Below are 13724 nucleotides of genomic sequence, written 5' to 3' on the forward strand. Positions count from 1 at the left end.
GATGACGGGTTTGACTAAAATTACTTCAGTTCAATTTCATCGAAATTAAACGATCCGTCAGGCATGACATAAATGCCCTTCAGGCTCTTGCTGCGTGCATATAACAACTTCTCGGTAACCAGGAAAGCCCACGGTGCATCTTTCCAGATTTCCGTTTGCGCATCCTTGTAGAGCGCGGTCTTTTCGGTGCGATCGGTGGTGGTCAGCGCCTTGGCGATATCTGCATCAACCTTGTCGTTCTTGTAGTAAGCAGTATTGAAAAGCTTAGGCGGGAACGATTCGGATGCCAGCAAAGGACGCAGGCCCCAATCGGCTTCACCGGTCGAGGACGACCAGCCGGTGTAGTACATGCGTACCGGGGCAGTTGCCGGATTCGGTGCGCTTTCCACTTTCTCCACGCGTTGGCCAGCTTCCAGCGCCATTACCTTGGCCTTGATGCCGACCTGCGCCAGTTGCTGCTGCACGAACTGGATGACTTTCTGTGCAGTGGTGTGGTTGTAGGCCGACCACAACTCAGTTTCGAAACCGTTCGGATAACCGGCTTCAGCCAGCAATTGCTTTGCCTTCTTCGGGTCGTAAGGCCATGGCCCGGTCTTCAGTGCATAGTCGACGCCTTGTGGCAGCACGCCATCCTGCGGCATCGCGTAACCGGAGAACGCAACCTTGACCAGCGCATCCTTGTTGATCGCGTAGTTGATCGCTTGTCGTACCTTCGGATTGTCGAAAGGCTTTTGCAGCACATTCATCGAGAGGTAACGCTGGATGATGGATGGCGAAGTGATCAGGTCCAGGTTCGGCTTGCCCTTCAGCAGTTCGGCTTGCTCGTACGGCAGCGGGAAGGCGAATTGCGCTTCGCCGGTCTGCATGATGGCGCTGCGGGTATTGTTGTCGACCACCGGTTTCCAGGTAATGCTGTCGATCTTCGGATAACCCTTCTTCCAGTAGCCGTCGAACTTGCTGACCTTCAGATAGTCGGTCTGCTTCCATTCTTCAAATTTGAACGGGCCGGTGCCGACCGGATGGAAAGCGATATCCTTGTTGCCGTATTTCTTGAGCGCAGTTGGCGAAATCATCGCAGCCGAGGAGTGCGCCAGCGTGTTGATGAACGGCGAGAACGGTTCTTTCAGCGTGATCTTGACTTCGTAATCGTTGACGATGTCGACCTTGGAAATGCGGTTGAACAGATTGAAACGCTTGAGCTTGTTGTCCGGATTGATGACCCGTTCCAGCGACATCTTCACTGCATCAGCCTTGAAATCGGTGCCGTCCTGGAACTTCACGCCCTTGCGCAGGCGGATGGTGTAGACCAGGCCGTCCTTGCTGACTTCATAGCTTTCGGCCAGCACATTGACCAGTTTCAAATCCTTGTCGAAGCCGAACAGGCCCTGGTAGAAAGACTTGATCGCCGCTTGCGACAGTGTGTCGTTGCTGTCGTAGGGATCCAGTGTGGTGAAGGTCGAGGCGACCGCCAGCGTGACGTCCTTGGCAGCAAAGACCTGGCCGGCCGTGAATTGGGCGGTCAGTGCAACGGCAGTGGTAGCGAGGACCTTGCCGACATATCGAGTAGTGCGCATGTGTTACTCCCCTGGTTCAAAGATCAATGAAGGTAGACAAACAAAGCAAAAAAACACTTACAAATTAAAAAGCGCCGGAAATCCGGTGGGTTGCTACAAAGTGTCCGGGGCCGACCTGTTTCAACGGTTCGACTACGGGCAGGTCATCTATATTGCGGATCGGGCTGGGTATCTCTTCCGGCAGCATCTCGCGCTTGCGATGACGCTGGTTCGGATCGGCAACCGGCACCGCCGCCATCAGCTTCTTGGTATATGGGTGTTGCGGGTTTTCAAAGATCGCACGGCGCGGCCGATCTCGACAATCTGGCCGAGATACATCACCGCCACCCGGTGGCTGATGCGTTCCACCACGGCCATGTCGTGCGAAATGAAGATGAATGAAATGCCCAGTTCCTGCTGCAGGTCCAGCATCAGGTTGACGATCTGCGCCTGGATCGAAACGTCGAGTGCCGATACCGATTCATCGGCGATGACGATCTTCGGATTCAACGCCAAGGCGCGAGCGATACAGATGCGCTGCCGCTGGCCGCCCGAGAATTCGTGCGGATAACGTTGCGCGTGTTCCGGCAGCAGGCCGACGCGCTGCAGCAGCGCCGCCACTTTTTCTTGCGCGCCTTCGGCCATGCCGTGCACCAGCAGCGGTTCCATGATGGAGTAGCCGACGGTCAGGCGCGGATCGAGCGAGGCAAACGGGTCCTGGAAAATGAACTGGATTTCGCGGCGCAGCGAGCGCAATTCCGAACGCGGCAACTTGGCCAGATCACGGCCGCCGAATTCGACGCTGCCGCTGGTGATGTCGACCAGTCGCAATAGTGAACGGCCGGTGGTCGATTTACCGCAACCGGATTCGCCAACCAGCGCCAGCGTCTCGCCCGGATACAGATCGAAATTGATTTGTTCAACCGCATGCACGCGTTGTTTGACACGGCTGAAGATGCCGCTCTTGACGTCGAAACGCGTGGTCAGGTTGCGCACTTTCAGCAATGGCTGCTGTTGCGGATCTGCGCCTGGAATAGTGCGGATGATCTTGGCTTCTTCGGCAAGGTCGGGATTGATGGTTGCAGTGTCACCGACAATCGCGATGCGCTCCGGCAGATCGGTGCCGTGCATTGCTCCCAGGCGCGGCACCGCTGCCAGCAAGGCGCGTGTGTAAGGATGCTGTGGCGCTTCGAAAATCGCATGGACATTGTTTTCCTCGACCTTCTCACCGCGGCACATGACCACCACGCGATCGGCAATCTCGGCCACCACGCCCATATCGTGCGTGATGAAGATCACCGCCATCTGCATCTCATCCTGCAACGCCCGGATCAGTTGCAGGATCTGCGCCTGGATCGTGACGTCGAGTGCGGTAGTCGGTTCGTCGGCGATCAGCAGCGACGGTTTGCACGACAGCGCCATCGCAATCATCACCCGTTGCCGCATGCCGCCGGAGAGTTGGTGCGGATGACGATCCAGGATGCGCCTTGCTTCCGGGATGCGCACAATTTCCAGCATGCGCAAGGCTTCGGCGCGCGCCTCGGCCATGCTCTTGCCCTGATGCAGGCGGATCGATTCGGCAATTTGCTCGCCGACCGTGAACACTGGGTTGAGCGAGGTCATCGGCTCCTGGAAAATCATGGCGATTTCCGAGCCGCGGATGTGGCGCATGGTGCTCTGGTCGGCGTTGGCCAGATCGATAGTGCTGCCATCTCGGCGTTGGAAATTCATGGTGGAGCCGCTGATCTTGCCGCCGCCGTAGTCGATCAGGCGCATGATCGATTGCGAAGACACCGATTTGCCCGAGCCGGATTCGCCGACGATCGCCAGCGTTTCACCGGCATCGATATGGAAGGACAGGTTGCGTACCGCATCCACCCGGCGTTCGGAGGTGGTGAAACTGACGTTCATCTGATCTACTGTCAGTATCCGGCGTGCTGTTTGATTGTTCATGTAATCACTTCCTTCTGCGGCTGTGTCGTTTCGCGCATCATCTGTGCTTGTTACTTGTAAATTGCCGTCACCGGAGCTGCGCCAACCTTGGCGTAACCGCGATACATGCCTTCGGTATTGAACGGCAGCGTGACGTTGCCCTGGGCATCGATGGCGATCAGGCCGCCGCGTCCGTTGTAACGCGGCAGCAGTTCCATGACCACTTGATCGGCTGCGTCCTGCAACGATGCACCGGCATATTCCATGCGTGCCGAAATATCGTAGGCGGCAACAGTGCGCATGAATGCTTCGCCGGTGCCGGTGGTGGAAATGGCAGCAGTGCGGTTGTTGGCATAGCAGCCGGCGCCGATCAGCGGCGAATCGCCGACGCGGCCGACACGCTTGTTGGTGATGCCGCCGGTCGAGGTGGCGGCCGCCAGGTTGCCGTGCATATCGAGCGCAACGGCGCCAACGGTGCCGAATTTGTTATCGGGATCGATTGGTGCAATTTCTGCCGCTGTCTTTGCTGCGGCCTGGCTGGCAGCGTCATGATCGAGCAGTAGCATGCCGCCTTTTTCCTGAGCGCGCAGCCATTGCGCGTGGCGCGCTTCGGTATGAAAGTATTCCGGCTCTACCAATGCCACGCCATGTTCGGCGACGAAGCTTTCAGCGCCGGCGCCGACCAGCAGGATGTGTTCGCTATGTTCCATGACAGCACGCGCCGCCCGTATCGGGTTGCGCACGTGCGCCACGTTGGCAACGGCGCCAGCAGCCAGTGTTGCGCCATCCATGATCGCCGCATCCAGTTCGTGCGTGCCGGCGTGTGTGTAGACCGCGCCTTTGCCGGCGTTGAACAGCGGGCAGTCTTCCAGCATGCTGACTGCGCTGGAGACGGCGTCGAGCGCGCTGCCGCCGCCAGCCAGGATCGCCTGGGCGGTGCTGAGAATGTCTGTCAGTGCCGCGTGATAGGCCTTTTCCTGTTCGCTATTCATGGCGCTACGCAGGATGGTGCCGGCGCCGCCGTGGATGGCGATGGTGGCGATGCTGTTTGGTGTACTCACTTTATTTCGCTTTCGATACGGATTTGGTGATTGTCGCTGTGGTTGCCACGCCGGTTGCCTTCTTGACGCCGACAGCCTTGGCTGCCGCTCTGGCAGGACGCGCATTGGATTTGTTTTTGCCGTCCGGATAATGCAGCCAGGGCAAAACGAATTCAGTCATTTGCGATGCTGCATGCACTGAGCGATTGGCGCGATGCGCCACGGCGTCGCATACCGCCTGGATCAGCGCCAGCGCGGCGGCATCCGAGGTGGGCGACAACTGTCGTTCGGTCTGTGCGTATAACGTGATGTCGGCCAGCGGCACCAATGGCGATGTCGGCGCATCGGTGATTGCCAGCACTTGCGCCTGGCGTTCCTTGGCGCGTGTGGTCAACGTCAGCGTATCGGTGACATAGCGCGGAAACGCCAGCGCAATGACCAGGTCGCGCTGGTCGATCTTGAAGAATTGACGTCCGGCCTGCGATGGACCGCCAGGGCCTGCCACAGACATCACGGTGCGGCAATACGGTTCTAGCGCGTGCGCCATGATGCCAGCCAGATGGCCGCTGGCGCCGAAGCCGAGGATGTAGATGCGCTCGGCGTTGAGGATCATGTTGACCGCCTGGTCGCATTGGGCTGGCGACAGTGCGCGACAGGTAGCTTCCAGGTTCTGGATATCGGCAGTCAGGGCGGCGGCGATGATTTCGGCGCTGGTGGCGGGACGCTGCACTTGGTCGCGCAATTTTTCGACCGGCGCCAGCGAAGACGCGAAACCTTGCACCAGCGCCGCCCGGAACGCCGGATAGCCATCGAAGCCGAGGGCGTGGGCAAAGCGATTGGCCGTCGCTAGCGATACGCCGACGGCGTCTGCCAGTTCATCGATGGTCATGGTGGCGGCACGGAATACATTGGCCAGCACATAATCGGCAGCCTTGCGATGCGCTTTGGATAACTCGGGATACACCTTGCCGATGCCGGCAGCGACGGCGCTTTCACGTTGCCATGTTGTTATTGCGGAGTGTTGCACCGTCTGTCCCTCAGTTTGATTTTTATAATTTGTGTAAATATATTTTCATTTTTGTCGCAAGTAAAGGAAATTAATTTTCTTTTTTTGGCGTGTACTTTGCTGGTGCGAAGATGTTGCGGAAATGCGGCTGCGCACCATTCTTGTAGATGGTTTGTCCGCAAATGGTGCGTGTAAGAAGGCGGGAATAACAGGGGTTACGGCAATCGTGATGTCGAGCTGCTACGCTTTATTGTGCGTTGCGACCCCTCGCGATTGGGGAGCAGCACCACGGCAGGAAGAAGAAAATCGGGGTGTGGTTGTTGGCATAGCCATGTATGCTAGTGCGTTCCTGTAGGGCAATTTACGGAGAGAAGAATGAGCGGAAAAGCTGAAGAGTTAAGGCAACGCCTGATTCGGAATTTCAACACTGTACCCACCAAGCACGACCTGCGCGAGCCTCTGTACGACGCGCTCAGCGCTCGTCTAGCGCCCGGCACGGCAGCCAGCAAGCTGGGCGCCAGCATCGATATTGTCGCGCCCGGAAAAATAACCTGTCCCTATCATTTCCATTACGCGCAGGAGGAAATGTTTGTCATCCTGGAAGGCGATGGGACGTTGCGAGTCGCGGGGAAATGTTGCCGCTGACGGCGGGGGACGTGATCTTCATTCCACCGGGACCGGAGTATCCGCATCAGATATTGAATACGTCGGAGAAGCCGTTGAAGTACCTGTCGATCAGCACCCGGGAGCAACCGGAGGTGTGCGAATATCCAGATTCCGGAAAATTCCTGGCGACCGCCTCTGCTGGCGGCGAACGGGTTTTCGATGTGGTGCAGCGCAGATCGAATGATCTGGATTATTGGGATGGTGAACCTTAACGAAGCGTAGGGTGGCACATCGTGCTCACCCTACCTCATCGGCTGCGGGTCAGACAGCCGCGCTACCGTTCTGATCCAGGCCGACATCGCTATTGGCCGCATTGTAGATGTCCAGGTCGAGTAAGCCTTCCTCTTTGGCCACCAGCACCGGCACCAGCATCTGGCCGGTGACGTTGGTCATGGTGCGCATCATGTCGAGGATGCGGTCGATCGCGACCAGATAGCCGATGCCTTCCAGCGGCAGGCCGGCCGAACTCAGCACCAGCGTCACCATCACGATCGCCGTGCCGGGCACGCCGGCGGTGCCGAATGAGCCGAGCACCGAGGCCAGCATGATGATGAAGTATTGCGACATGTCCAGGTGCAGGCCAAAATACTGCGCCACGAAAATCGAAGCGATTGCCGGGTAGATCGCGCCGCAGCCGTCCATCTTGATGCTGGCGCCTAGCGGCACTGCGAACGCCGCGTATTCCTGTTTGACGCCGAGGTTATGCACCACGCTGCGCAATGCGATCGGCATCGATGCAAAGCTCGATGAGCTGGTAAACGCCACCTGCATCGCCGGGAAAGCGCCGCGGAAAAAGCGGATCGGATTCAGGCGATGCGTCAGCAGCAAGCCGCCGTACACCACCACGATATGCAGCGCGCAAGCCAAGTACAAGGTAAACACGAAATTCCCCAGCGGCAGCAGGCGTTCAAAACCGTAAGAACCGACCAGAGCGGCGATCAGGCCGAAGGTGCCGAGCGGTGTCATTTCCAGCACGAAGCGGGTAATCTGGATCATCGCGCTGCTGGCTTCGCCCATCAGTTCACGCACTTGCTTGACCTTGTCGCCCAGTTTTACCAGCGCCATGCCAAGCAGACCAGCGAAGAAAATTACCTGCAGGATCTTGCCTTCGGATAATGCCTTGAACGGATTCGACGGCACCACGTCCAGCAGCACCTGGATCGGCGTCGGCACTTCGCGTACGGTGTAATCGGCGGCGATAGCCAGTTGGCCGAGATTCTGGCCGGGATTGGTGAAACTGGCGACTGCCAGGCCGACGCCAACCGCCAGCACGGCGGTGATGGCAAACCAGAGGAAGGTTTTGCCGCCCAGCGCCGCAACACTCTTCATGCCATGCAGGCTGGAAATGCTGTTGGTGACCGCAAAGAACACCAGCGGTACGGCGATCATCTTGATCAGCGTAACGTACAGCTTGCCGAGCGGGCCAAACCAGGTTTCGGCCGGTGCGCCGACCAGCCAGCCCGCCAGGGCGCCGAGTACGAAACCGCCCAACACGCGTTGCCAAAAGGGGATACGGAACCACAAGGAAAAAATGTTCATAGGGTAATCAATGGAATATCGGGATGCGCGTATGTTACCGCAGCGAAAGAAAAGCCGGCTGCGGACAAGGCCGCAAATAGGCCTTTTGGAAACGACCCGCGAGTATCGTGGAAATCGCCTGGCCGCGTCCAATACATTTTGGCTCTATCTATATGCTTCGATGCTCTATTGATAATTTTGTGTGTTAAGGCAAGCTCTAAAACGCTGTCATCTCGGCGTTCGCGAGAATGACGGGGCGCAGAGACGAGGACAATGATCTAACAGAAATATGCGCGCTGCTCTTAACCGAAGCAGACTGCGTAAGCCGGCGGCAGGTTGCCGCTTAGTGTCTGCCAGGTATCGCCACCATTGTCGGACAGCCAGGCGCCACCGGTGGTCGACGCCATCAGCAGCGTGCGGCCATCATCTGCAACCGCCAGGCCGTGCCGATATATCAGGTCATAGCAATGCTGCTGGGGCAGGCCGTTGCGCAGCACGCTGAACGATCTGCCGCCGTCAACGGTGCGAGTGACCGCAAGGGCGGCGTCCACCGGAATGCGGCGCTGATCTGCCACGGCGGGCACGAACCACGCGGTGTCGCCATCGTTCGGATGAACCGCCACTGCGAAACCGAAATTCGACAACGGCACCTCGTTGATTTCCTGCCAGTCGACGCCGTCATTGGCCGAGCGCCAGATGCCATTGTGATGCTGGCACCACAATTTATCCGGCGAACCGTTGGCCCGCACGATCCGATGCGGATCCTGGATCCGCTGGTCGTCGGCCCGCTCCGGCGGCATGTAGGTGGCGCGCATGCCCTTGGCGCTGGGTGACCAGCTGGCGCCGCCATCATGCGTGACCCAAGCGCCGCCGCAAGAGACGCCGACCAGAACATGACGGCTGTCGCGCGGATCGACGCAAATACTGTGCAACCCCGGCACGTCGTAGCCGCCGCCGAACCATTCGCTGCGCTCGGGCGCATCCCACAAGGACTCTACCAAGGCCCATGAAGCGCCGCGGTCAGGCGAGCGGAACAAGCCGCCCGGCAGGGTTCCCGCCCAGAGTACCCCAGGCTCGTCGGCGCCGCCGCACGCCAGCGACCAGATGAACCTGAGCGTCCAGTCAACCGGGTCCGCACTGTCTGCCTGCTTGATTGGATAGCTGGGAGCGGTAATTTCCGTCCATTGCTCGGAGCCGGCATCGCGGCGATGCAGTTTTGCGCCGAAGTGTCCGAGACTGAGCGCTGCGTAGATCGCGCCGTCGCGGGGATCCGGCAGCACCATCGTGACCGGCTCGCCGAGAAATGCGGTGGCCGCGAAGTCCCATTTTCCTGCGCGGCGAACCAGTTCGAATAATCCCTTGCGAGTGGCAATCCAGGCGCGGTCGCTCATGATCAACCTCCAGAAAGTGCTTGTAGAACGTGAACTGTACTGCCGACCCCAAGCGGGACGTCGAGATGGACACGGTCACGTACCGTATGACCATCAATGAAAATCGCGACATTCGGGCGCAGGCTACCCTGGTCATCGAGTAAATAACTGCGCAGGCGCGGATTGACTGAGAACGCAGTCTCCAGCCCGGCACGCAGCGTGGTCGCATCGGTCTGAATCTCCGGCACATCGGTAAAACGCGCCAGTTGCCGGGTAAAAATGAGAGTCGCCATGGCGTCTCCGGAATTGTTGGCCGGGCCGCGTCAATACCGCGGTCACAAGGCTTCAGTATAGATTGAAACGACATTTTTGCCGTGCTGTCAGGATGGCAAGAAATGCAGGTTTTCCAGTCCCGTTTGTTTTTTTTGAGAGGAGGATTGTCATTATAATTGGGCGTCATCGATCCCTGCGAGCGCCCCGCTTGAAAACCTCCCGCCGCCAACCGCTATACCAACGCCTGGCCGAGCAGGTGACTGCTTCCGTGCGCAGCGGCGTATTGCGACCTGGCGACCGTGTCAGTTCGGTACGGCAGGCCAGCCAGCAACATGGAATGAGCATCACGACTGTGGTGCGTGCCTATGAGTTGTTGGAGAGTAGCGGGGTCATCGAAAGCCATCCGCAGTCGGGTTATTTTGTGCGGCCGCAGTTTGGGCGGGCCGGCGTCGCTGTGGCGCGGACGTTGTTATCCGAGCAGGATTCTCCGGCGGAACCAGGGCGGTCGGAGCCGCTACCGGTGTCGGCGGAAGTGGATGTCAGCCGACACGTCTTGGCGACGCTTAAATCGATACATCAGAACGACGCGATTCCGCTCGGCTCACCGTACCCTGATCCGGCCTTGTTTCCGGCGCGTCGCATCAGTCAATATAACGGCGCCATCCTGCGCAGCGGCGGCCCGCTTGGGGTGCTGGACGATTTGCCGCCGGGCCATCCGGATCTGATCCGGCAGATCGTCAGACGCCATCTGGAAACAGGGTTGAGCATCGATCCCGGCGATGTGGTGATCACCGTTGGCGCTACCGAAGCCATCAATCTGTGCCTGCAGGCGGTGGCCAAGGCTGGCGATACGATTGCGGTGGAATCGCCGACCTTCTATGCGATGCTGCATGCGATCGAACGGCTCGGTATGCGCGCCATCGAAATACCGACCGATCCGCGCCTGGGAATGGATATTGGGGCCTTGAAAGCCATCATGCAGACGCAGCCGATTGCTGCCTGCATGGTGATGCCGAATTTCCAGAATCCGCTGGGCTTCGAAATGCCTGAGGAAAACAAGCGGCAACTGGTTGAGCTGGGTGCGCGCTACGACATGCCGATCATCGAAAACGGCGTCTACAATGAGCTGTATTTCGGCACCGCCCATCCGAGCGTGCTGAAGGCCTATGACAAGCGCGGCATGGTGCTGTACTGCTCGTCATTTTCCAAGAGCCTGACCTCAGCCTATCGTATCGGCTGGACCTTGCCGGGACGTTATCGGGAGCAGGTCGAAAAACTGAAATTTCTCAACACGCTCAGCACCTCCACGCTGCCGCAACGTGCGATTGCCGCCTATCTGACTGCCGGCGGCTATGATCGCCACCTGCGCCGGGTGCGTAGCACATTGTTGCAGCGTTGTGACATCATGAGCGCTTTTGTCGGCCGTTTCTTCCCGGCCGGCACACGCATCACGCGGCCGGCCGGAGGTTACGTGCTGTGGATAGAATTGCCGGCGAAGATCGATTCGATGGCCTTGTACCGGCAGGCGCTGGCGGAAGGCATCACGATTGCGCCGGGGCGGCTGTTCTCGACTTCAGATGCATATCGCAGTTTCATCCGCATGAATTACAGCTATAGCTGGACGCCGGAAATTGAGCGAGCGATACGCCGCCTGGCTGAGATGCTGGCGACAATGCTGGAGTAGTGGGCCGGAGAGCCTCACGGCGATCGATCAGGTGCTTTCTGTCGCAGTTGTCCGGCTCTCGTCCAATGCATCGAAAATCGCCATTCCTAGCGGCGTCAGGGTGACTCGGCCGGTGCCATCGTCGTTGACGATCACGCTCACAATTTCTGCATCCTCCAGCGCACTGAGCTGTCGCCGCAAGGTGCTCATGCGCAGTTCAACCCGTTTGCTGAGTTTTGCCAGCGACAAGCCGGGCTCGTTGCGGCCGGTCCGATCGCCGGTGGCTTCGGCATGCAGTGCGGCCAGAATCGTCAACACTGCATCATCGATTTCCCGTTCCATGTTCAATGCGGGTTCAGGCTTCGAGCGCCGCCGAGCGACGCAGCAGCACGGGAATCGACTTTGAAGTCGGTGTGCGAGCCTTGTCGGCAAAGCTGTTGAGCGGCACCAGTGGGTTGGTTTCCGGATAGTAGCTGCTGATGCAACCACGCGGGATGTCGAATTCAACCAGCAGGAAACGGTCGGCGCGGCGTTCGATGCCGTCGTCCCAAACGCCGATCAGGTCAACCCAGTCGCCCGGCGCAAAGCCCAGCATCTGGATATCCAGCAGATTGGCAAATACCACGCGGCGCTGGCCGAACACGCCGCGATAGCGGTCGTCCATCCCATAGATGGTGGTGTTGTACTGATCGTGCGAGCGCGTCGTCATCAGCGTCATCAACTCAGGGCCGTATTTGCGACGCGCCTGGTGGATCGGTGTGTCCTTGGGAATCTGCAACACTTTGAATTGGGCGCGGCCGCTGGCGGTTTTCCAGATCCGGTTGCGTGAGGCGACGCCGAGGTGGAAGCCGCCGGGTTGCTGGATGCGTGCGTTGTAACCTTTGAAGGCGTCGTACACTTTTTCGATATCGTCTCGGATCAGCGCGTAATTCTTCACATATTCCAGCCAGTCGATACGGCTGTGCGGCAGCGTTGCATGCGCCAGACGCGCAACGATATCGATTTCCGAGAGACAGGTTTTGGCGACAGGCTTGTTGATGCCGTACGACACGTGCACCATGCTCATCGAATCCTCGACCGTCACGCCTTGCGGGCCGCTTTCCTGCATGTCGATTTCAGTACGGCCGATGGTCGGCAGGATCAACGCATCCTTGCCGTGGATCAGGTGACTGCGGTTGAGCTTGGTGGTGATGTGCACGGTCAGCGCACAGGATTGCAGCGCCTGCCAGGTGCGCGGCGTATCGGGTGTGGCCATCGCAAAATTGCCGCCGAGTCCGATGAATACCTTGACCTGTCCCTGCAACATCGCTTCGATGGTGCCTATCACATCGAGCCCATGCTCGCGCGGCGGCTTGAAGCCGTAGACTTGTTCGATGCGGTCGAGGAAGGCGGCTGTCGGTTTTTCGTCAATGCCGACGGTGCGGTCGCCCTGCACGTTGGAGTGGCCGCGCACCGGACACAGGCCGGCGCCAGGGCGGCCGATGTTGCCGCGCAAGAGCATCAGGTTGGATACCATCTGAATCGTGTCGACGCCGTGCTTGTGTTGGGTCAGGCCCATGCCCCAAGTGGCGATGACGTTCTTGCCGCGCACGTACACTTGCGTCAGGCGCTCGATATCGTCGCGGCTGACGCCGGATTCGGTAACGATGTCGTCCCAGTTTTCGGCGCGGATGTCGGCGGCGAATTCGTCGAAATAGGCGGTGTGCTTGGCAATGAACTGGACATCGATGACGCGATCAGTGCCGTCCCGTAGCGCCAGATCGTCCAGCTCCAGCACACGCTTGATGACGCCCTTCACCAGCGCCAGGTCGCCGCACAGAGTAGGGCGGATGAACATGCTGCTGATCGTGGTGCCGGCGCGCGACAACATGTCCGACGGATGCTGCGGGCTGGAGAAGCGCTCCAGGCCGCGCTCGCGCAACGGGTTGATGGAGACGATGGTGGCGCCGCGTTTGGCGCATTCGCGCAGCTCACCCATCATGCGCGGATGATTGGTAGCCGGATTCTGGCCGAAGATCAGCAAGGTGTCGGCCAGGTCGAAATCGTCCAGTGTCACCGTGCCTTTGCCGACACCCACCGTTTCCGGCAAGCCGACGCTGGTCGGCTCATGGCACATGTTGGAGCAATCGGGGAAATTGTTGGTGCCGTATTCGCGCACGAACAACTGGTAGAGAAATGCCGCTTCGTTGCTGGTGCGGCCTGAGGTATAGAACGAGGCCTGGTTCGGATCGTCGAGCGTGTTCAGATGCGTAGCCATCAGGGAAAACGCATCCTGCCAGGAAATCGGTTGGTATTTGTCGCTCTCGGCGTTATATACCATCGGCTCGGTCAGGCGGCCGTGTTCTTCCAATTCGTAATCCGATTGCTGTAGCAGTGTGCTGACGCTGTGTTGTGCAAAGAATGCCGCAGTGACGCGCTTGGAGGTGGCTTCCGCAGCGACTGCCTTGACGCCGTTTTCGCAGAACTCGAAAGTCGAGGCGTGATCGCGATCCGGCCAGGCGCAGCCTGGACAGTCGAAGCCATCTGGCTGGTTTTGCGCCAGCAGCGTACGCAGGCCGCCACCCGGCACTTTTTCCTTCAGCAGGTGCAAAGCCACATACTTCAGCGCGCCCCAGCCGCCGGCCGGGTGGTTGTATTGCTCAATTTTCTGGTCGCTCAATTTTCATTCCCGGGCAGTGACGCATCTCGCGCAAACTGCGCGGA

At 59.1% G+C, this 13724-nt stretch carries 13 protein-coding genes; 3 read left to right on the forward strand and 10 right to left on the reverse strand.

Annotation, left to right across the window (positions count from 1 at the left end):
* Positions 1 to 20 precede the first annotated feature (20 nt).
* The 5 genes from gsiB to CAter10_RS02630 form a co-directional block, all read right to left on the reverse strand.
* The gene (gene gsiB / locus CAter10_RS02615) at positions 21 to 1574 is read right to left on the reverse strand and encodes a glutathione ABC transporter substrate-binding protein GsiB (RefSeq protein ID WP_061532170.1); all 1554 of its coding nucleotides are present in this window, start codon (positions 1572 to 1574) and stop codon (positions 21 to 23) included.
* A gap of 64 nt (positions 1575 to 1638) precedes the next feature.
* Complete coding sequence (locus tag CAter10_RS24455; RefSeq protein WP_417924703.1) at positions 1639 to 1812, reverse strand: hypothetical protein; 174 nt, start codon at positions 1810 to 1812, stop codon at positions 1639 to 1641.
* Positions 1812 to 3506: a dipeptide ABC transporter ATP-binding protein gene (locus CAter10_RS02620; RefSeq protein WP_417924704.1), complete on the reverse strand. Its 1695-nt coding sequence runs from the start codon at positions 3504 to 3506 to the stop codon at positions 1812 to 1814. Before CAter10_RS02620 ends, CAter10_RS24455 begins: the two co-directional genes overlap by 1 nt.
* Before the next feature lie 50 nt (positions 3507 to 3556).
* On the reverse strand, positions 3557 to 4546 hold the full coding sequence (locus CAter10_RS02625; RefSeq protein WP_061532171.1) for an isoaspartyl peptidase/L-asparaginase family protein: 990 nt from the start codon (positions 4544 to 4546) through the stop codon (positions 3557 to 3559).
* 1 nt (position 4547) lies between these two features.
* A complete protein-coding gene (locus tag CAter10_RS02630) occupies positions 4548 to 5552 on the reverse strand; it encodes a MurR/RpiR family transcriptional regulator (protein WP_061532172.1) in 1005 nt (334 codons plus the stop codon).
* Positions 5553 to 5906: 354 nt separating this feature from the next.
* Between CAter10_RS02630 and CAter10_RS23035 the strand changes: the two genes are divergently transcribed.
* Both CAter10_RS23035 and CAter10_RS23040 read left to right on the forward strand, forming a co-directional pair.
* Positions 5907 to 6176 (forward strand): cupin domain-containing protein, encoded by a 270-nt coding sequence (locus CAter10_RS23035; protein WP_197467176.1) that lies wholly within the window; start codon positions 5907 to 5909, stop codon positions 6174 to 6176.
* Positions 6164 to 6409, forward strand: a complete 246-nt coding sequence (locus CAter10_RS23040; protein WP_205630282.1) for a cupin domain-containing protein — start codon at positions 6164 to 6166, stop codon at positions 6407 to 6409. The genes CAter10_RS23035 and CAter10_RS23040 overlap by 13 nt, the downstream gene beginning before the upstream one ends.
* Positions 6410 to 6458: 49 nt before the next feature.
* Here CAter10_RS23040 and CAter10_RS02640 read toward each other — a convergent pair whose 3' ends face one another.
* From CAter10_RS02640 to CAter10_RS02650, 3 genes are all read right to left on the reverse strand, one after another.
* Positions 6459 to 7736, reverse strand: a complete 1278-nt coding sequence (locus tag CAter10_RS02640) for a dicarboxylate/amino acid:cation symporter (protein WP_061532173.1) — start codon at positions 7734 to 7736, stop codon at positions 6459 to 6461.
* A 281-nt stretch (positions 7737 to 8017) separates the two neighbouring features.
* A complete protein-coding gene (locus CAter10_RS02645) occupies positions 8018 to 9106 on the reverse strand; it encodes a WD40/YVTN/BNR-like repeat-containing protein (protein WP_061532174.1) in 1089 nt (362 codons plus the stop codon).
* A gap of 2 nt (positions 9107 to 9108) precedes the next feature.
* Positions 9109 to 9378, reverse strand: a complete 270-nt coding sequence (locus tag CAter10_RS02650) for a MoaD/ThiS family protein (protein WP_061532175.1) — start codon at positions 9376 to 9378, stop codon at positions 9109 to 9111.
* 188 nt (positions 9379 to 9566) lie between these two features.
* Between CAter10_RS02650 and CAter10_RS02655 the strand changes: the two genes are divergently transcribed.
* On the forward strand, positions 9567 to 11042 hold the full coding sequence (locus CAter10_RS02655; protein ID WP_061532176.1) for an aminotransferase-like domain-containing protein: 1476 nt from the start codon (positions 9567 to 9569) through the stop codon (positions 11040 to 11042).
* Positions 11043 to 11069: 27 nt separating this feature from the next.
* On the opposite strand, the gene CAter10_RS02660 is transcribed toward CAter10_RS02655, so the two are convergent.
* Together CAter10_RS02660 and CAter10_RS02665 are read right to left on the reverse strand one after the other, a co-directional pair.
* Positions 11070 to 11363 carry a helix-turn-helix domain-containing protein gene (locus CAter10_RS02660; RefSeq protein ID WP_197467178.1) on the reverse strand — a complete coding sequence of 98 codons (294 nt, stop codon included), beginning with the start codon at positions 11361 to 11363 and terminating at the stop codon, positions 11070 to 11072.
* A 13-nt stretch (positions 11364 to 11376) separates the two neighbouring features.
* Positions 11377 to 13680 (reverse strand): FdhF/YdeP family oxidoreductase, encoded by a 2304-nt coding sequence (locus CAter10_RS02665; RefSeq protein ID WP_061532177.1) that lies wholly within the window; start codon positions 13678 to 13680, stop codon positions 11377 to 11379.
* Positions 13681 to 13724: the final 44 nt, after the last annotated feature.

The organism is Collimonas arenae, from assembly GCF_001584165.1.
Classification (GTDB): domain Bacteria; phylum Pseudomonadota; class Gammaproteobacteria; order Burkholderiales; family Burkholderiaceae_D; genus Collimonas; species Collimonas arenae.